Genomic DNA, 19,149 nt, shown 5'->3' on the forward strand with positions numbered 1-19,149 from the left:
GGGAGCCGCCCGGGGACGTGGTCAGCGAGCGGCCGAGAACGCCCGCAGCGACTCGACCTGTGCCGCGTCCAGCGACGGGCGCACCGCCTCGCGCGCGGCCGCGACGTCGTCGGCGGTGACATCGGCGGCGTCGATCGAGCGCCGCATCGCGGTCAGCGCCGCCTCGCGCAACAACGCGACGCAGTCGGCGGCGCTGTAGCCCTCGAGTTCCCCGGCCAGGGCGCCGAGATCGACGTCGTCGGCGAGCGGGACGGACTTGCCGGCCGTGCGCAGGATCTCGCGACGGGCCTCGGCGTCGGGGGGTTCGACGAACACGAGCTTCTCCAGCCGACCGGGACGCAGCAGGGCCGGGTCGATCAGATCGGGCCGGTTCGTTGCACCGACCACCACCACGTCGCGCAGCGGTTCGATGCCGTCGAGTTCGGTCAGCAGCGCCGCCACCACGCGGTCGGTGACACCCGAGTCGAAGCTCTGACCGCGCCGCGGCGCGAGCGCGTCGATCTCGTCGAGGAACACCAGCGACGGGGCCGAGTCGCGGGCGCGCCGGAACAGTTCCCGCACGGCCTTCTCCGACGAGCCGACCCATTTGTCCATCAGCTCGGCACCCTTGACGGCGTGCACCGACAACCGCCCCGAACTGGCCAGCGCCCGCACCACGAACGTCTTGCCGCAACCGGGTGGGCCGTAGAGCAGCACACCGCGGGGCGGCGCCACGCCGAGACGCTGGAATGTGTCGGGGTGCTGCAGCGGCCACAGCACCGCCTCGGTGAGCGCCTGTTTGGTGTCGGCCATGTCGCCGACGTCGTCGAGCGTCACCGAGCCGACCGAGACCTCTTCGGTGGCCGAGCGTGACAGCGGGCGGATGACGGTCGTAGCGCCCAGCAGATCGTCCTGGACCAGGGCGGGCGGCTCACCGTCGGCGCTGGCGCGCGCCGCGGCCCGCAGAGCCGCCTCACGGACCAGCGCGGCCAGGTCCGCGACTACGAATCCCGGTGTGCGCTCGGCGATCTCGTCGAGATCGAGGTCCTTGGCAGGCACCTCGCGCAACAGCACCTCGAGCAGCTGCCTGCGGATCGCGCCGTCGGGCAGGCTCAGCCCGAGTTCGCGGTCGCACAGGTCGGGCGCGCGTAACCGGACGTCGACGTTGTCGGGCTGCTGCGACGTCGCGACGAACGCCACACCGCGGGTGGCGACCGCGTTGCGGAGTTCGGTGAGGATCAGCGTGGCCACCGGTTCGGCGGTGGCCGGCAGCAGCGCGTCGATGTCGGCGATCAACAGCACGCCGCCGCCGTCGCGGACGGTCGCCACCGCCGACGCCACCCTCGCGATCCGGTCCTCGGCGCGTAGCGAGCCGACCTCCGGTCCGTCGAGTTCGACCAGTCGCCGGTTGGCGCAGACCGCGCGCACCAGCGCTGCCTTGCCGACGCCGGCCGGGCCCGATACCAGGACGCCCAGATTGGCTGTGGCACCGAGGGTTTCAAGCAGTTCGGGCCGGTCGAGTGCGAGATTGAGCCATTCGGTCAGGCGCTGCGCCTCGGCTTGAGATCCCTTGAGGTCGTCGACGCTCAGCGTCGGTTGCGATGTCTGCGGTGCGGTTACCACCGCCTGACCGATCGCAGTGTCCGAAGCGGGTGCGACGGATCCGCCCGGTGAACCGTCGGCCCAGCAGACCGCCGAATTGGGTTGCACACTCACGGGTCCCGCGGGGTCGGTGCCGGTCACCGTCAGCAGTTCGGAGGTCCAGGTGATGCCGACCGACGAGGCAAGCGCCGCGGTCGCGCGCGAGGACGGGATGTCGGGTCCCAGCTCCCGCGGCAGCAGCGACACCGTGTCACCGACCGTCATCACCTTGCCCAGCAACGCTTGTCGCAGCGTGGCCTGGGAGATCGACTGGCTGGCCAGCCGCGAGCCCGACAGCGTCACCGATCGAGCGCCGTAGACGGTCACGGGCGCGACCAGCACGGTGGTGTCTTCACGCAGCCCGGCATTGGACAGCGTGACGTCGTCGAGCAGCGCGGTGCCGGCGGGAACACCGGCGGGTGCCTCTGCGGCCACCGCGGCGGTGGTGCGCGAACCGGTCAGCGACACCGCATCCCATTCGCGGATGCCCAGCGCGGCAATGGCTTCCGGATGCAGGCGCACCACACCCCTACGCGAGTCGAGCGCCGAGGTGTTCAGTCGCGCGGTCAGCGTGAGGTGCGCCCGGGGGGCCGGGCGGTCGGACTGCAGTTCAGTCATGTCGGGTGCCGGGTCTGCGCAGTCCCAGTCGCATCACCGACCGGCGGTGCGGCTGGGCCCGGCGGATTGCCCGCCGGGCGGCGCGCTGCTGGCGTGGTTTGTCGTCCCAGACTTCGGGGTGCGCGGCCAGGAACCGGCGGGTGCGGATGGCGAACGGGATGTGTAGGACGTAGGCGGCGATGATGATCAGGATCACCAGGTAGCCATAGAGGATCGCGGCGGCCACGCCGATCGCCACGAACGCCAGCAGCGGCGCGACCATGTTGGGCGGCACCGAGAACGTGTGGATCTTGCGCATCGGGATCGTACTGACCACCAGCGCCGAGACGCCGAGCATCCAGATGACGACGGCGGGTTCCGAGGTCCACCAGCCGTCACCGAACTGCATCTTGGCGGCAAGCGGACCGATCGCGCCGATCGCACCTGCCGGCGCGGGCATGCCGACGAAGTACTTCTTCTCGTAGTCCGGTTTGTCGACGTCGAGCATCGCGTTGAACCTGGCCAGGCGCAGCACTATGCACACCGCGTACACCAGCACCACGATCCAGCCGACCTCCGACTTCGACAGCAGCGTGCCGTAGACGATGAAAGCCGGTGCGACACCGAAGTTCACGGCATCGGCGAGCGAATCGATCTCCTCGCCCATCCTCGACGTCGCCTTCAGGGCGCGCGCAATGCGGCCGTCGAGCGCGTCGAGTATGGCGGCGACCGCCAGAAACGCCATCGCCTCGGTCGGCCGGTCGTCCAGCGCCATCTTGACCGCGCTCAGCCCCAGGCAGATCGCGGCGACCGTCATCGCGCTGGGCAGGATGCGCAGGCTGACGACGGAGCGCTTGATGCGGGGCCGGATCACGCCGAAGCCACCCGGCCGGCGACAGCGGGCTCCAGCTCGGCCAATACCGTCTCGCCCGCCAGCGCGCGCTGCCCCACCGTCACCAGGATGCGCGATCCGGCGGGCAGGTACGTGTCCAGCCGCGAGCCGTAGCGGATCAGCCCGTAGGTCTCGCCGATCGCCAAATCGTCGCCCACCTTTGCCTCGCACACGATGCGCCGCGCCACCAGGCCGGCGATCTGTACGGCGATCACCTCGACGCCGTCGGCGGTGCGGATCAGCACGCTGTTGCGTTCGTTGTCCTCGCTGGCCGCCTCCAACTCGGCCGAGCCGAACAAGCCCGGGCGGTGCTCGACCGCGACGACCTCACCGCTGATCGGGGCGCGCTGCACATGTGCGTCAAAGACCGACAGGAAGATGCTGATACGGGGCAATGGTGTTGGGGGTAAACCGAGTTCGGCCGGTGGCGCGGCCTCCTCGATCAGGCAGATCAAGCCGTCAGCGGGGGCGACGACCAGACCGGGCCGGGTGGGCGGTACGCGCGGCGGGTGGCGGAAGAACGCGGCGTTGGCGGCAGCCGATGCCAGCGCGGCGCCACGCAGCCACGAGTTCCGGCGCCCGAGCGCGGCCAGCGTCAGGCTCGCGCCGACGAACGGCAGTCCCGCGGGATGCATCGGGGGGATCGTGGTACGGGCCAGCGCCAAGAGCCGCGCGGGGCCGGATTTCAGGTCGGGGCGTCTGGCCATCGTCCCGCGATTCTACGGGCCGGGTGCGCGACGCGGCATTGGCCGGTCCGCCGGGAAATCAGGTCAGGTCCCACACCTGGACCGTCGACCCGGCCGAAAGAGCGTCGACATCCTCGGCGATCTCCAGCAGACAGTTCGCCGAGGCCAGCCACCGCAGGTGGTGTGAGGCGGGCGGTCCGTAGCTGGTCACCGTCCCGGCGGCCGCGTCGAGCACGCCGCGACGGAACTGGCGTTTTCCGCGCGGCGAGGTGAGGTCCTCGGTCAGCACGGCGTCCCGGCGCGGCCGGGCGGGGTTCGGCAGCCCCATCGCGATGCGCAGCGGCGCGCGCAGGAACACCTCGAAAGAGACCAGCGCGCTGACCGGGTTGCCGGGCAGCGTGACGATTGGGATGTCCCGCTGCGGTGATGCGGGCGAGCCCGCGGTGGTGATGACGCCGCAGCCCTGCGGCATGCCCGGCTGCATCGCGACCTTGACGAAGTCCACCGACCCGCCGAGGCCCGATGTCGCAGGCGTCGGAGCTCCGAGCGCATCCTTGACGACCTCGTACGCGCCCGCGCTCACCCCACCCGTCGTGATGATCAGGTCGGCGTCACCGGTGTGCTTTGCAAGGGCGGCGCGGAACGATTCGACGTCGTCGCCCGTCATGGGGGAGGCCACTACGTCGGCGCCGGTGTCGCGCAGCGCCGCGGCGAGCATCACCGCGTTCGATTCGTAGATCTGACCCGGTGCCAGCGGTGTGCCGGGTGCGACGAGCTCGGTGCCGGTCGACATCACCAGCACGCGCTGGCGCGGTATCACCGTCAACTCGGCAAGACCCAGTGCGGCGGCCAACCCGAGCGCGGCCGGTGTGACGAGCTGACTCGCGCGTAGCACGGCCGTACCGGCCGTGACGTCCTCACCGGCGCGCCGGATGTGCTGGCCGTCTCGGGCGGTTGCGCGGATCTCCACGGTGTCGGTCGCCGCGTTCGTCGCCTCCACCGGCACCACGGCCGTCGCACCGGCAGGAAGCATAGCCCCGGTCATGATCCGATGTGCCACACCGGGTTTCAGCGTGAGAAGGTCAGTGCGGCCGGCGGGGATGTCCTCGGCGACGGGCAACCGGACCGGGTTCTCGGGCGTGGCCGAAGCGACGTCATCGACCATGACGGCATAGCCGTCCATCGCGGAGTTGTCGAAGCCGGGCAGCGACAACGGCGCGACGACGTCCTCGGCCAGCACCAAGCCCAGTGCGTCGGCGATGGGAACGCTGACCGCTGGACGGGCGGTGATCAACACGGCGACGACGCGCTGATGCTCTTCGACGGTCCGCATCAGACGGGGTACGTGACGCCGGTCAGTTCCTCGGACATGGTCCACAACCGGCGCTGTATGTCTTCGTCGTGCGATTGTGCGCTCGAGGCGACGAGTTTCGGATGTCCCTTCACCTCGCCGATACCGTCGGGGCCGTAGTACTGCCCGCCCTGCACGCCCGGGTCGGTGGCCGCGCGAAGCGTGGGCAGCGCACCCTTGTCCGCAGGCTGGGTGAAGATCTTCCACACGATGTCCGGAACGAAAACCGGTATGTAGCGCATCAATTCGGTGTCCGAGAAGCCGGGGTGGGCAGCGGCCGCGATGGTCGGCGCGCCGCCGGCAGCCAGGCGCCGCTGCAGTTCGTAGGTGAACAGCAGATTGGCCAGCTTGGACTGTCCATAGGCTTGAATCCGGTTGTATCCGGTCTCGAAGTGCGGGTCCTCGAAGCGGATTCGAGCCATGATCCGGTGGCCGACGCTGCTGACCGTCACGATGCGCGACCCGTCGACGCTACGCAGGTTGTCGAGCAGCAGGCCCGTCAACGCGAAGTGGCCGAGGTGGTTGGTGCCGAACTGCATCTCGAAACCGTCTTTGGTGGTCTCGCGACTCGGCACGTACATCACGCCTGCGTTGTTGATCAGCAGATCGATGCGCGGGTGCGCGGCGCGCAGCTCGTCGGCGGCCCTGCGGACGCTGTCCAGCGAGGAGAGATCGAGTTCCTGCAGGCTGACCACGGCGTCGGGACTCGACCTCTTGATGCCCTCGACCGCCTCCCTGCCTTTGTCGAGGTTGCGCACCGCGAGCACCACCGCGGCGCCCGCGCCTGCCAGGGCGGCCGCGGTGTCATAACCCAGCCCGCTGTTGGCGCCTGTCACGATCGCGGTTCGCCCGGACTGGTCCGGTATGTCGGCCACGGTCCATTTGCTGCCCATGACGATCAACATACTCAGCGGCCGACGGACTCGCGGTTACCTAGGCTGGACGCCTGATGACCGATGTCGTGGAATTCTTGGACCCCGCGAACAAGCCGAGCCGCAAGGCGCCACTGGTGTGGGCGATCGGCGCGGCGATCCCGTGGTCGTTCGCGGTGCTCGCACAACTGGTGTGGTTCGTGGTGGACCCGCAGCCCTGGTGGGTGCATGCGCTCGCGGCGCTGGGCACGCTCCTAGGCATCGTGACGTTCGTCGTCGTCGTGCCGTGGTGGCGGTACCGGGTGCACCGGTGGGACATCGATCCGCGGGCGGTGTACACCCGCACCGGTTGGTGGACCCAGGAGCGCCGCATCGCGCCGATCTCGCGCGTGCAGACCGTCGACACCGAACGCGGTCCGCTGGACCGGTTGTTCGGGCTCGCGAACGTGACGGTGACGACGGCGTCCTCGGCGGGCGCGGTCCGCATCGTCGCGCTGGACGCCGAGGTGGCCGACGCGGTCGTCGCCCGTCTCACCGACATCGCCGCGCTGGGAACCGAGGACGCGACGTGACGGTCACCGGGTGGCAGCAGCCTGCCGGCGAGGAGTGGCAACGCCTGAGCCCGCGGATGCTGTTGGTGCACCCCGTTCACGAGGTGGTACGCCAGATCCCGGTGCTCGTCGGCACGCTGGTGCTCGGCTCGGCGACCGGCAACCCGCTTCTGGCTGTCGCGGTGCTGGGGATCACCGTCGCGATCGGCTTGGCGCGCTGGTTCACCACCACATTCCGCGTGGGGCCGAGCGATGTGCAGCTGCGCACCGGTGTGTTGCAGCGCAAGGAACTCTCGGTGCCGCGCAACAGGATTCGGTCGGTGTCTACCGACGCCCGCCTGCTGCACCGGTTGCTGGGGCTGACGGTGCTGCGGGTCAGCACCGGCCAGGAGGCCAGGGGTGACGCAGAGTTCGCGCTCGACGCCGTGCCCACCGAGCAGGTCGGCAGGCTGCGCGCGGTGTTGCTGGCCGAATCCCTTGCGGTGGAGGAGGACAAGCCGTCGGAACCTGGTCGCGTGCTCGCGCGGTGGACGCCGTCGTGGTTGCGCTACAGCCCGCTGAGCTTCACCGGCCTGGCGATGATCGCCGCCGCGGTCGGCGTGGCCTATCAGGTGGGTGTCGACAGCGGCGTGCACGAATCGGGCCTTGCCCGATCGTGGCTCGACACGGCCAGGAGCCTCGGCGTGGCGGCCGGCATCGCGCTCGGCGTGGCGGTGCTTGTGCTGGCCTCCGTCGTCCTCTCGGTGCTGCAGTCGTTATTGACCTACGGCAACCTCGAACTGCGAAGGGACTTCGAGGTGCTGCATCTGAAATACGGGCTGATCCGCGTCCGCGAAAACACCTTCGACATGCGCCGTCTACGCGGAGGCACGCTTCGGGAACCGTTGCTGGTGAGGCTGTTCGGCGGCGCACGCCTCGACGCGGTGATGACCGGTGTCGGCGGAGAGGGTGAGTCGTCGCTGTTGTTGCCGCCGTGCCCCAAGCGCAGCGCCGACGAGGTGTTGACGAATCTGATCGAATGCCCCGACGCGGTGACCGGGCCGCTTCGTGCACACGGCCCCGTCGCCACGCGCAGGCGCTGGAGCCGGGCGACGGTGCTGCCCGCCGCGGCGGCGGTGGCGCTGTTGGCGGCGCCGACGCCGATATGGGCGTGGGTGCTCTGGGTTCTGTTCTCCGGGTGCTGCGCGCTGCTGGCGTTCGACCGCGCACGGTCGTTGGGGCATCGCGTGGGAGACGGTTGGCTGGTCGCGCGTACGGGAAGCCTGCAGCGCCGCCGCGACTGCATCGACGCCTCGGGCATCATCGGCTGGACCGTGCGCCAGACGTGGATGCAGCGGCGCGCCGGGGTAGCGACACTGGTGGCCGCGACGGCCGCCGGGGTCAAGCACTATCAGGTGATCGACGTACCCGCGACGCTGGCGTGGTCGATCGCGGCGCAGGCGTCGCCGTGGGTGGCCGACACAGCATGGGCGCGTCGATAGTGGGGTCGCTGTCGACGTAGCACCCGCACCATGAACAAGGGCGAGAAGAGTTTCGCCGGCGGATCGACCATCCCCAGTACACGCAGGAACTGCAGCATGACCGTCGGGTCCGTTTCAGACGCCGTCAACACCCGCTCCAAGTAGGCGTTGATCAGCCGGATCGACAGTGGCACAGTTCCTTCGACTTCGGGCAGCGCCAGATCCGATCCGACGGCGGTCTGCCAGGCGATGCGGATCGTCTTGGCGCTGGACCGGAAGAAGCGGTGGGCCAGATTCCTGTCGCCGCGCCGCAGGCAGTCGCGCAGCACGGTCGCCTCGACGGCCGCGACTGTCATGCCCTGTCCGTAGATGGGGTTGAAGCTGCACACCGCGTCCCCGAGCACCAGCAGCCCGTCCGGCAGCCGGCGCATCTTGTCGTAGCGGCGCCACCGGTTGGACGGCACACGGTAATTCACCACGGGGCCGAGCGGTTCGGCGTCCGCGAGGGCGGCCAACACATCTGGCGGCACGAAATCGGCCGCGAACTCGAGCATGCCGGCAGGCGTGTCGGGCGGCTCGTGGCCCGCCATGGAACCGACCCCGAACATCGCCGCGCCGTTCTCGCAGCACGCGATTGCGAACATTTTCGGGCGGTTGTGCTCGGGCATGACCGCGATGAAGTTCTCCGAGATCCTGCCGGGTCTGATGCGCACCGGCTGGCAGGCGTACGCCAACTGCACGACCACCTCGTCTACCGGCGGACGGCCATACCCCAGCTGTTCGAGGAACAGGGGTGTCCGGGAACCACGCCCGGTCGCATCGACGACGAGGTCGCCGTCCAACATTCTCACCTCGCGGGTGTCACGGTCGATCACGTCGACGCCCGTCACCCGGCTGCGGTCGGTTGTCGCCCGCAGAGAGACCACGTCGTGCCGCTCCAGGATCGTCACGTTGGGGACGTCGCGCATGCGCCGCAACACATGCCAATCGAGAAACGGTCGGCTCTGGAAATAGAAGGGCATCGCGTCGGGCGACGGGCAGCGGCCCGATTGCACGAGTTGATGGCCGCCGAACGAGAAGCAGATCTTGGAGTAGTCGCCGTCCCATCTGATCGCGCCGTCTGCGACGAGTTCATCGAGGATGCCCGGCAACAACTCATCGAGCACCTGTGCCCCGCGCGCGAGTAGGGCGTGTATCAGCTTGCCCTGCGGGACTCCGCGCCTGGGCGTGGGCCCGGTCGGCAGCGCGTCACGTTCCACCACGGTGACCGTCCGATAGCTGTCCGCGAGAACCCTGGCGGCGAGCAATCCCGCCATACTCGCGCCGAGAACGACCGCTCGTTCGCCTACGACTGGCATCGCCCACTCCTTACCTCGCGATTCGTGGCCGGGTATCGGCCCTGGTAACGAACAGTTTTCGGCGTCCAGCCAAGCCGCACTAGCGTAGGCCACTACTCGAATCCGCGAGACCTCCACGATTTGCGCGCACGCTTAGGCCGTTTACTGTCGGGCCATGGCTATCGGTGGGGTGCTGTTCGACATCGATGGCGTGTTGGTGACCTCGTGGCGTCCGATCGAAGGCGCGGCCCAGACGGTCCGTACGTTGACCGACAACCAGGTTGCCTGCGCGTACCTGACCAACACGACGACCAAGACCCGCATGCAGATCGCCGAACTGCTCTCCGAAGCGGGGATGGCGGTCCGGCCCGATGAGGTCATCACGGCCGCGGTGTTGACCGCGCAATATGTGCGCGACCGGTATCCGGATGCGCGTTGCTTCCTCGTCAACAGCGGGCAGATCGCCGAGGACATGCCCGGCATCGACGTCGTCTACTCGCACGAGTGCAGCGGTCCCCGCGCACCGGAGACCCCGGACGTCATCCTGCTCGGCGGTGCGGGTCCGGAGTACAGCCACCTGACGTTGTCGTGGGTCTACGACTGGATGACCCACGGCGTGCCGGTGGTCGCGATGCACCGCAGCACCGCATGGACGACGACCGACGGGTTGCGCGTGGACACCGGCATGTACCTGCTCGGCATGGAGGAGACCTCCGGTCGCAAAGCCACCGCGGTCGGCAAGCCCGCCCCCGAGGGCTTCCTCGCCGCGGCGAGTCGGCTCGGGGTCGAACCCGACGAGATGTACATGGTCGGCGACGACCTCAACAACGACGTGCTGGCGGCGCAGGTGGTCGGTATGACCGGCGTGTTGGTGCGCACGGGCAAGTTTCGCCAGGATACGTTGGATCGTTGGGCGGCAGACGAATTCGCGATGCAACCGAATTATGTGATCGACTCCGTGGCCGACCTGCCGCAGCTTCTCGGACTGTAGGGGGCATCGATGTGGGAGCGAATGCAGCAGATGTTGCTGCAGCGGGGTATCAACACCTATTTGGAGCTGGCGCTGTGGATCACGCTGGTCTATATCGTGATCGGAGTCGGTTACGCGATGTTTCACATCGAGTTGATCGGCCAGCTCGAGGCGGCGCTGTCCGGCGACTTCACCATCTTTGCCAACATCGCGGCCCTGGTCGTGGCCGTCGTGCTCTGGCCGCTGCTGTTGATCAGCTCGTGGGTCTGTGGGGTGGCCGGGTGTGGAGTCTTCTGACGATGACTTTTCGTGCCCGCCGCAGTCTGTATCGACATGACTGAACAACGCATCCACGCGACCACCACCGTCAACGCCCCGATCGAGACCGTGTTCGACGTGCTCGCCGACCCGTCGACGCACCAGGCGATCGACGGCACCGGATGGGTGCGCGAGCCGCTCGACTCCGAACCCCTGACCGAGGTCGGCCAGGTTTTCCGGATGGGCATGCACCACGACAACCACCCAGAGAAGTACTACGAGATGGCCAACCGGGTCGAGGTTCTGGACCGGCCGCGCGCCATCGGTTGGCTGCCGGGCCAGGGTCCCGAGCAGCGGGGCTATCTGATGAACGCCACCGAACTCCAATGGGGCGGATGGCTATGGCGATACGACCTCGACGCAGTGGCCGAAGACCGGACGGCGGTCACGTTGACCTACGACTGGTCGAACGTGGCGCCGCACATGCGCGACATCGAGTTCCCGCCGTTCGAACCGCAGCACCTCGACAACTCGCTGAAGAACCTCGCCTCGATCGCCGAGTCGCGCAGCTAGGACTGCAGGGTGCGTACCGCCTCGATGCGGGCGCGGAGCTGATCGGTCGTCGCCGCCGCGACCGCCGGGCCGCCGCAGATCCGGCGCAGCTCCTTGTGGATCCAGCCGTGTGGCTTACCGGTGCGGTGGTGGGCGATGGACACCAGCGTGTTGAGTTCCTTGCGCAGCTCGCGCAGTTGGCCGTGGGTGGAGACCCGCGGCACCTCGCCCGAGGCGGTCTGGCGGGTGAGTTGTTCTTCCTGCCTGCGTCGCAACAGGTCCCGCATCTGGTCGGGGGCGAGCAGGCCGGGGATCCCGAGGTAGTCGGCCTCGTCCTCGCTGCCGACGGCCGCTGCGGTACCGAACGACGAGCCATCGAAGATCACCTGGTCGAGCTCGGCGTCGGCGCCCAACATCTCGAAGCCGTTGTCGGCCTCGCCCAGCTCGTCCTTCGTCTTGTTGGCGTCCTCGAGGGCCGCGTCGTCCCACTCGCCCTGCGACTCGCGGTGCGGCTTGCCGAGCACGTGGTCGCGCTGTGCCTCCATCTCGCTGGCCAGGTCGAGCAGCGCGGGCACCGACGGCAGGAAGATGCTCGCGGTCTCACCGGGGCGCCGGGAGCGGACGTAGCGTCCGATCGCCTGGGCGAAGAACAGCGGGGTCGACGCGGATGTCGCATACACGCCGACGGCGAGTCGCGGCACGTCGACACCCTCGGAGACCATGCGCACCGCGACCAGCCAACGACTCATGCCTGTCGCGTATTCGGCGATGCGGTCGGAGGAGCCGGGGTCGTCGGACAGGACGAGCGTCGGCGCCTCCCCGGTCAGCGTCGTCAGCACCTTGGCGTACGCGCGGGCGGCTTTCTGGTCCGAGGCGATCACCATCGCGCCCGCGTCGGGCACCCCGCCGTTGCGCAGCTGGGACAGCCGGGTGTCGGCGGCCTGCAGCACCGCCGGAATCCACTCGCCGTTCGGGTCGAGCACCGTGCGCCAGGCCCGTGCGGTCTGCTCGGCGTTGAGCGGTTCGCCGAGGCGCGCCGAAAACTCCTCGCCCGCACTGGTGCGCCAGCGCGCTTCCCCGGAGTACGCCATGAACACCACGGGCCGCACCACCCCGTCGGCCAGCGCGTCGGAGTACCCGTAGATGTGATCGGCCCGCGACCGCATCACGCCGGTGCCGTCGGGCTCATAGGTGACGAAGGGGATCGGGCTGTCGTCGCTGCGGAACGGTGTACCGGTCAGCGCCAGCCGGCGGGTGGCGTCGTTGAACGCCTCGCGCATGGCCTCGCCCCAGCTCTTCGCATCGCCGCCATGGTGGATCTCGTCGAAGATGACCAGCGTGCGGTAGTTCTCGGTGCGCACCCGGTGCCGGGTGGGGTGGCTGGCCACCTGGGCGTAGGTCACGACGACGCCGTGGTACTCCGACGAGTGGTGAGCGGCGCTGTTGGAGAACTTCGGGTCCAGCGACAGGCCGAGCCTGGCGGCCGCCAGCGCCCACTGGATCTTGAGATGCTCGGTCGGCACGACGACGGTGACGCGCTCGACGGTGCCGTCGGCCAACAGCTCGCCGGCCACGCGCAGGGCAAACGTCGTCTTGCCCGCGCCGGGGGTAGCGACGGCCAGGAAATCACGCGGTTTGGCGCCAAGATACCGCACCAATGCCCGACGCTGCCAGCCTCGCAAAGCCTGGGTGTCGGGCGCTGTGTCTGCCCGCACCCAAAGACTCCTCACTGATCGGACAGCAGCCTAGCGCAACGGATTACGGCCTCGCATCTCTGCGTGGCGTGTCGCCGGACCGCCGGTGTGTCGAACATGGCCGGCGGCTGCGAACCGCCGCTGCGCGCCGAGGGACAGACGCTGCGTCGCGACCCCGTGGGAACTGCGCACAGCAAACACGGTGCTTGTCCTGGCGCGAGGTGGGTACTCTCCGCCAACCATGTCGCCAACCCCCACTACCCGCAGCGACGACATCGACCCATGCGTCCGCGTCTTCGGTACCCGCGTACACAACTTACGGGGTGTGGACGTCGCCGCCCCGCGCGACGCGCTGGTGGCATTCACCGGCATCTCCGGTTCCGGCAAATCGTCGCTGGCATTCGGCACCATCTACGCCGAGGCGCAGCGCAGGTACTTCGAGTCCGTGTCTCCATACGCGCGGCGCCTGCTGCTGCCGACCGGCGCGCCCAAGGTCGACGACATCACCGGGCTGCCCCCGGCCGTGGCCCTGCAGCAGCGCAGGGGGACGGCCACCTCACGGTCCACGGTCGGCACCGTCACGACGCTGTCCAACCTCTTGAGGATGCTATTCTCCCGTGCCGGCACGTACCCGCGCGGCGCCACCGAACGACTCGACTCCGACGCGTTCTCCCCGAACACGGCCGTCGGCGCCTGCCCGAAGTGTCACGGTCTCGGGCGGATCCATGAGGTGACCGAGCAGACGCTCGTGCCGGACCCTTCGTTGACCATCCGCGAGGGTGCCGTCGCGGCGTGGCCGGGCGCCTGGCAGGGCCAGAACCTGCGCGACATCCTCATCACGCTGGGGTTCGACATCGACAAGCCATGGCGGAAATTGCCCAAGCGGCAACGTGATTGGATACTGTTCACCGACGAGCAGCCCACCGTCGAGATCGATCCGAGCCAGCATCCGGTCGCGGCGGACTACTACTACAACGGAACATTCTCCAGCGCCGAACGCCACGTCCGGCACACGCTGGCGAACTCGCAGAGCGCGATGATGCGCCGACGCGTCCTGCAGTTCGTCGACAGCGTCGAATGCGGGGTATGTCGCGGAGCGGGGCTGCGACCCGAGGCGCTGAAGGTTACCTTCGCGGGTCGCACCATCGCCGACTACGTGGCGATGCCGCTGGCCGAACTCGCCGGTGCGCTGCGGCCGACCGCGGCCCGCAAGGACGCCGCCCCGGCGTTCGAGTCGACCGCATCCGGTGAGTTCACCGAGGTCGCCACGATGATCGCCGCCGATCTGGTCGCCCGCATCCAGGTGCTCGTCGACCTCGGCCTCGGCTATCTGACGCTGAACCGCCGCACCCCCACCGTGTCTCCGGGTGAACTGCAGCGGCTGCGGCTGGCCACGCAGCTGCGAGCCGGATTGTTCGGTGTGCTCTACGTGCTGGACGAGCCGTCGGCCGGCCTGCATCCCGCCGATGCGGAGCCGTTGCTCGACGTTCTGGATCGCCTTCGGCGAGCGGGCAATTCGCTGTTCATCGTCGAACACGACATGGATGTCGTGCGCCGGGCCGACTGGATCGTCGACGTCGGCCCCGGCGCGGGCGAGCACGGAGGACGGGTGCTCTACAGCGGACCCGTCTCCGGCCTGAACGACGTCGACGAGTCGATCACCCGCCGATACCTGTTCGGTGACGAGGCGGCCGAACCTCGGACCCCGCGCGAGCCGTCGTCACGACTGCGATTGCGCGGCGTCTGTTTTCACAATCTGCGCGACGTGGATGTCGACCTGCCGCTCGGCGTCTACACCGCGGTCACCGGTGTATCCGGTTCAGGTAAGTCGACGCTCGTCGTCAAGGTTCTCGGCGATGTGGTGAACCGCCATCTGGGCCGCGCCGTGGGGATGGCCGAAAGCGATAGCGACACCGACGATTCCGACGCCGAGATCGTCGACCTCGATCACGACGCCAGCATCGGGGTCATGGCGGAGGGCGTCGATGTGATCGACCGACTGGTCGCCGTCGACCAGCGGCCGATCGGGCGCACCCCGCGTTCGACGCTGGCCACCTACACCGGCCTGTTCGACGCGGTCCGACGGGTGTTCGCCGCGACGCCGGCCGCACGCCGCCGGGGCTGGACGGCGGGCCGGTTCTCGTTCAACGTCGCAGAAGGTCGATGCGAGACCTGCCAGGGGGAGGGCTTCGTATCAGTCGAACTGCTGTTCCTGCCTGGCACCTACGCCACCTGCCCGACGTGCGGGGGCGCCCGCTACAACGAAGCCACGCTGCGGGTGCGCTACCGCGACCACACGATCGCCGACGTCCTCGCCATGACCGTCGACGATGCCGCACAGTTCCTCGAAGACATCCCAGGTGCATCGCGCAGCCTGACGACGCTGCGTGAGGTCGGGCTGGGATATCTGCGTCTCGGTCAGCCCGCCACCGAACTGTCCGGAGGGGAGGCCCAGCGCATCAAGCTGGCGTCTGAACTGCAGCGGCCCCGTCGCGGCCACACGATCTATGTCCTCGACGAACCGACGACGGGACTGCATCCGGCGGATGTGGATCTCCTCGACGCCCAACTGCATCGCCTCGTCGACGCGGGCAACACGGTGGTGGTGGCCGAACACGATATGCGGATGGTCTCCGGGGCGGATTGGGTGATCGACCTCGGACCGGGCGCGGGCCACGACGGCGGCCGCGTCGTCGCGGCGGGCACACCGCAGAAGGTGAGCCGGGCGAAGGGCAGTCGCACGGCGCCGTATCTGGCCGCGCGGCTGGTCACTCGATGAAGAAGTTGTCGTTGCGGATGAACCACTCCCGGCGTTCCTCGTCGGTCAAGTCGCCCAGCGCGGCGAATCCCTCGAAGTAGTGCTCGCGTGGGGCGCCGGGAGCGAACAGCATCAACAGCGACGTCGGCGCGTCGGCCTCGTTGCGGAAGCCGTGGATGCCGCCGGGCGGCACGTAGAAGAAATCGGTGGGATTGCCGTCGAACCAGTCGGTGCCGTCGTAGAGCCGCACCGTTCCCGACAGTACAAAGAAGGCCTCCGATATCGCGCGGTGAAAGTGGGGTCCCGGCCCGCCGCCGTTCGGTGCGATGTCCACGCGGTACAGCCCGTAGTCGCCGTCGGTGGCTTTCTGGTCGGCGAGGTAGTGGTATTTGACGAGCCCGAACGAGTCGTAGTCTGCCGGCTCGGTGCCACGTCGCACCCAGGCACTGGCCTCCGGTTCGGGCGCGGTGTACCGCGGAGGCGGGTAGGGCGGCACCTGCCGGGGATCGACGAGCGACATGCCAACCCACCCTGCCACGGTCAGACCACCGCCGGCACCGGATACGTGACGCCGGGCAGCTCCTCGCAGTTCCGTGTTCGAGCCGCCGGGGTCCCCCATAGTCTGATTCGGAGGTGATGACGTGAGTGCGACCGACCGGCCGCTGCGTGCCGACGCCCTGCGCAATCGCGCCCGCGTGTTGGAGGTCGCCTATGCCGCGTTCGCGACCGACGGCCTCGCGGTGCCGATCGACGAGATCGCCCGACGTGCCGGCGTGGGCGCGGGCACGGTGTACCGCCACTTCCCGGCCAAGGCGGACCTGTACCGCGCGGTCGTCGAGGACCGGATCGACAGCCTCGTCGCCGAGGGCCGGGCCCTGATCGAGGGTGTGTCGCCGGGAGGGCGCTGTTCGTTTTGCTGAGGTCGCTGGTCCTGCAATGGGGAGCGGCCGATCGGGGCCTGAAGGACGCGATGGCGGGGGAAGGCATCGACCTTGCGGCGGTCATCCCGGAGACCGTGCAGGCCTTCCTCGACTTCCTCGGCGGCCTGCTCGAGGCGGCTCAGGATGCCGGGACCGCCCGGCGCGATGTCGACGTGCTCGACGTGAAGGCGATCCTTGCCGGCTGCTTCGCGATCCAGGACGCCAACCCCGAACAAGCCGAGCGGCTCACCGAGGTGGTGCTGGACGGCCTGCGAGCGGCCTGAACGGGTGCGCATGCGATCTTGCACTCGCCATGCCCGAGTGCTAGAAAGGCAATTGGCACTCGCGACCGGTGAGTGCTAGGTCGGGACGGTGAGGCAACGGGCCGCATCTGCGGAGCACACCCGAGCCGTCCGTCGCGGGCACTGCACCCGACCGCAGACGTGCCATCCCCAATCCGGAGGAACACTTCGCAATGGCCAAGACAATTGCGTATGACGAAGAGGCCCGCCGCGGCCTCGAGCGGGGCCTCAACAGCCTCGCCGACGCGGTAAAGGTGACGTTGGGGCCCAAGGGTCGCAACGTCGTCCTGGAGAAGAAGTGGGGCGCCCCCACGATCACCAACGATGGTGTGTCCATCGCCAAGGAGATCGAGCTGGAGGACCCGTACGAGAAGATCGGCGCTGAGCTGGTCAAGGAAGTCGCCAAGAAGACCGACGACGTCGCCGGCGACGGCACCACCACCGCCACCGTGCTGGCCCAGGCGCTCGTGCGCGAGGGTCTGCGCAACGTCGCGGCCGGCGCCAACCCGCTCGGCCTCAAGCGCGGCATCGAGAAGGCCGTCGAGAAGATCACCGAGACGCTGCTGAAGTCGGCCAAGGAGGTCGAGACCAAGGACCAGATTGCCGCCACCGCTGCGATCTCGGCCGGCGACACCCAGATCGGTGAGCTGATCGCCGAGGCCATGGACAAGGTCGGCAACGAGGGTGTCATCACCGTCGAGGAGAGCAACACCTTCGGCCTGCAGCTCGAGCTCACCGAGGGTATGCGCTTCGACAAGGGCTACATCTCGGGTTACTTCGTGACCGACGCCGAGCGTCAGGAAGCGGTCCTCGAGGATCCGTACATCCTGCTCGTGTCGTCCAAGGTGTCGACCGTCAAGGACCTGCTCCCGCTGCTGGAGAAGGTCATCCAGGCCGGCAAGCCGCTGCTGATCATCGCCGAGGACGTCGAGGGCGAGGCCCTGTCGACCCTGGTGGTCAACAAGATCCGCGGCACCTTCAAGTCCGTCGCCGTCAAGGCCCCGGGCTTCGGTGACCGCCGCAAGGCGATGCTGCAGGACATGGCCATCCTCACCGGTGGTCAGGTCGTCAGCGAAGAGGTCGGCCTCTCACTCGAGACCGCCGACATCTCGCTGCTGGGCCAGGCCCGCAAGGTCGTCGTGACCAAGGACGAGACCACCATCGTCGAGGGCGCCGGTGACTCCGACGCCATCGCCGGCCGGGTGGCCCAGATCCGCGCCGAGATCGAGAACAGCGACAGCGACTACGACCGCGAGAAGCTGCAGGAGCGCCTGGCCAAGCTGGCCGGCGGTGTTGCGGTGATCAAGGCCGGCGCTGCCACCGAGGTCGAGCTCAAGGAGCGTAAGCACCGCATCGAGGACGCCGTCCGCAACGCCAAGGCGGCCGTCGAGGAGGGCATCGTCGCCGGTGGTGGCGTGGCCCTGCTGCAGGCCTCCCCGGCGCTGGACGAGCTCAAGCTGGAGGGCGACGAGTCCACCGGCGCGAACATCGTCCGCGTGGCGCTCGAGGCGCCGCTGAAGCAGATCGCCCTCAACGGCGGCCTGGAGCCCGGCGTGGTGGCCGAGAAGGTCCGCAACTCGGAGAAGGGCGTCGGCCTCAACGCCGCGACCGGCGAGTACGAGGACCTGCTCAAGGCCGGCGTCGCCGACCCGGTCAAGGTGACGCGTTCGGCGCTGCAGAACGCGGCGTCCATCGCGGCGCTGTTCCTGACCACCGAGGCTGTCGTCGCCGACAAGCCGGAGAAGGCGGCCGCTGGCCCGGCCGACCCGACCGGCGGCATGGGCGGCATGGACTTCTAAGTCCCGGTTCTCACGGAAAAGCCCGGCTCCTCGCAAGGGGCCGGGCTTTTTCACGTCCACTGGTAGCGCCGAACGTGGGTTACCCGCACGCGTTTGCGCGCGGACCGTGACACACGCCCACACTCGGCGGGGGTTACTCCTTGAGCGGCACGCAGTCGTGCAGGCAGTCCGGGCTCGTCGACGGCGACTCCGCGGTGGCCTTGCGATGCAGTACCGCGCGCGACGGTTGGACCGACAACGACTCGCCCGCCTGGTGCGCCTCACCGTCGACGATCAACGAGTACCCACCGGCCTCACTCGGCGGCCACACGATGGTGACGTCGCCGTGGCGGGCGGTGTTCTCCCGCGTGTGCCGACCGACGGTCCCGACGTCGAGTCGGCCGTCGCGCAACACGGGTTCGACGGCGACGGTGTGGGCGCGGTAGTCGTCGCCGACGGAGATCAGATAGGCGAAGCCGAAGTCTGCCAGCACGTCGGTCAACCGGTCGAGATCCACCTTGACGCTCATAGGGCGAGGATACGTCCGCGCA

At 68.8% G+C, this 19,149-nt stretch carries 16 protein-coding genes and 1 pseudogene; 8 read left to right on the top strand and 9 right to left on the bottom strand.

From position 1 onward, the window contains the following. Positions 1–21 precede the first annotated feature (21 nt). The 5 genes from CEX87_RS13870 to CEX87_RS13890 are packed head-to-tail and all read right to left on the bottom strand — an operon-like array spanning position 22 to position 6,039. On the bottom strand, positions 22–2,238 hold the full coding sequence (locus tag CEX87_RS13870; RefSeq protein ID WP_094287751.1) for an AAA family ATPase: 2,217 nt from the start codon (positions 2,236–2,238) through the stop codon (positions 22–24). Then, positions 2,231–3,091, bottom strand: a complete 861-nt coding sequence (locus tag CEX87_RS13875) for a CDP-alcohol phosphatidyltransferase family protein (RefSeq protein ID WP_198957224.1) — start codon at positions 3,089–3,091, stop codon at positions 2,231–2,233. Before CEX87_RS13875 ends, CEX87_RS13870 begins: the two co-directional genes overlap by 8 nt. Next, positions 3,088–3,816: a phosphatidylserine decarboxylase gene (locus tag CEX87_RS13880; RefSeq protein ID WP_094287753.1), complete on the bottom strand. Its 729-nt coding sequence runs from the start codon at positions 3,814–3,816 to the stop codon at positions 3,088–3,090. Before CEX87_RS13880 ends, CEX87_RS13875 begins: the two co-directional genes overlap by 4 nt. A 58-nt stretch (positions 3,817–3,874) precedes the next feature. Continuing rightward, positions 3,875–5,128 carry a molybdopterin molybdotransferase MoeA gene (gene moeA / locus CEX87_RS13885; RefSeq protein WP_094287755.1) on the bottom strand — a complete coding sequence of 418 codons (1,254 nt, stop codon included), beginning with the start codon at positions 5,126–5,128 and terminating at the stop codon, positions 3,875–3,877. Continuing rightward, positions 5,128–6,039, bottom strand: a complete 912-nt coding sequence (locus CEX87_RS13890; protein WP_094287851.1) for an SDR family NAD(P)-dependent oxidoreductase — start codon at positions 6,037–6,039, stop codon at positions 5,128–5,130. The genes moeA and CEX87_RS13890 overlap by 1 nt, the downstream gene beginning before the upstream one ends. 56 nt (positions 6,040–6,095) lie before the next feature. On the opposite strand from CEX87_RS13890, the gene CEX87_RS13895 reads away from it, so the two are divergent. Both CEX87_RS13895 and CEX87_RS13900 read left to right on the top strand, forming a co-directional pair. Further along, positions 6,096–6,590 (top strand): PH domain-containing protein, encoded by a 495-nt coding sequence (locus CEX87_RS13895; RefSeq protein ID WP_064419962.1) that lies wholly within the window; start codon positions 6,096–6,098, stop codon positions 6,588–6,590. A gap of 56 nt (positions 6,591–6,646) precedes the next feature. Continuing rightward, positions 6,647–8,050, top strand: a complete 1,404-nt coding sequence (locus tag CEX87_RS13900) for a PH domain-containing protein (RefSeq protein WP_094287852.1) — start codon at positions 6,647–6,649, stop codon at positions 8,048–8,050. Here the strand turns inward: CEX87_RS13900 and CEX87_RS13905 are convergent. Beyond that, positions 7,960–9,387, bottom strand: a complete 1,428-nt coding sequence (locus tag CEX87_RS13905) for an FAD-dependent oxidoreductase (protein WP_233151386.1) — start codon at positions 9,385–9,387, stop codon at positions 7,960–7,962. The genes CEX87_RS13900 and CEX87_RS13905 overlap by 91 nt on opposite strands. A gap of 154 nt (positions 9,388–9,541) precedes the next feature. On the opposite strand from CEX87_RS13905, the gene CEX87_RS13910 reads away from it, so the two are divergent. From CEX87_RS13910 to CEX87_RS13920, 3 genes are read left to right on the top strand one after another with little or no spacing between them, the layout of a single operon-like run. After that, on the top strand, positions 9,542–10,357 hold the full coding sequence (locus tag CEX87_RS13910) for an HAD-IIA family hydrolase (RefSeq protein ID WP_094287757.1): 816 nt from the start codon (positions 9,542–9,544) through the stop codon (positions 10,355–10,357). Between the two features lie 9 nt (positions 10,358–10,366). After that, a complete protein-coding gene (locus tag CEX87_RS13915; RefSeq protein WP_094287759.1) occupies positions 10,367–10,633 on the top strand; it encodes an addiction module protein in 267 nt (88 codons plus the stop codon). Positions 10,634–10,669: 36 nt separating this feature from the next. Continuing rightward, positions 10,670–11,167, top strand: a complete 498-nt coding sequence (locus tag CEX87_RS13920; protein ID WP_064399750.1) for an SRPBCC family protein — start codon at positions 10,670–10,672, stop codon at positions 11,165–11,167. On the opposite strand, the gene CEX87_RS13925 is transcribed toward CEX87_RS13920, so the two are convergent. After that, the gene (locus CEX87_RS13925; RefSeq protein ID WP_094287761.1) at positions 11,164–12,861 is read right to left on the bottom strand and encodes a DEAD/DEAH box helicase; all 1,698 of its coding nucleotides are present in this window, start codon (positions 12,859–12,861) and stop codon (positions 11,164–11,166) included. The two genes, CEX87_RS13920 and CEX87_RS13925, sit on opposite strands and share 4 nt — an antisense overlap. Positions 12,862–13,081: 220 nt before the next feature. Between CEX87_RS13925 and CEX87_RS13930 the strand changes: the two genes are divergently transcribed. Further along, the gene (locus CEX87_RS13930; RefSeq protein ID WP_094287763.1) at positions 13,082–15,619 is read left to right on the top strand and encodes an excinuclease ABC subunit UvrA; all 2,538 of its coding nucleotides are present in this window, start codon (positions 13,082–13,084) and stop codon (positions 15,617–15,619) included. Here the strand turns inward: CEX87_RS13930 and CEX87_RS13935 are convergent. After that, positions 15,609–16,118, bottom strand: a complete 510-nt coding sequence (locus CEX87_RS13935) for a cupin domain-containing protein (protein WP_094287765.1) — start codon at positions 16,116–16,118, stop codon at positions 15,609–15,611. The genes CEX87_RS13930 and CEX87_RS13935 overlap by 11 nt on opposite strands. Before the next feature lie 121 nt (positions 16,119–16,239). Here CEX87_RS13935 and CEX87_RS13940 point away from each other — a divergent pair. Together CEX87_RS13940 and groL are read left to right on the top strand one after the other, a co-directional pair. After that, a pseudogene (locus CEX87_RS13940) lies at positions 16,240–16,802 on the top strand (TetR/AcrR family transcriptional regulator). A gap of 191 nt (positions 16,803–16,993) precedes the next feature. Further along, on the top strand, positions 16,994–18,619 hold the full coding sequence (groL, locus tag CEX87_RS13945) for a chaperonin GroEL (RefSeq protein ID WP_064399745.1): 1,626 nt from the start codon (positions 16,994–16,996) through the stop codon (positions 18,617–18,619). 133 nt (positions 18,620–18,752) lie between these two features. Here groL and CEX87_RS13950 read toward each other — a convergent pair whose 3' ends face one another. Next, the gene (locus CEX87_RS13950; protein ID WP_064399744.1) at positions 18,753–19,127 is read right to left on the bottom strand and encodes a hypothetical protein; all 375 of its coding nucleotides are present in this window, start codon (positions 19,125–19,127) and stop codon (positions 18,753–18,755) included. Positions 19,128–19,149: the final 22 nt, after the last annotated feature.

The sequence above is a fragment of the Mycobacterium lehmannii genome, assembly GCF_002245535.1.
GTDB classification, from domain to species: Bacteria; Actinomycetota; Actinomycetes; order Mycobacteriales; family Mycobacteriaceae; genus Mycobacterium; species Mycobacterium lehmannii.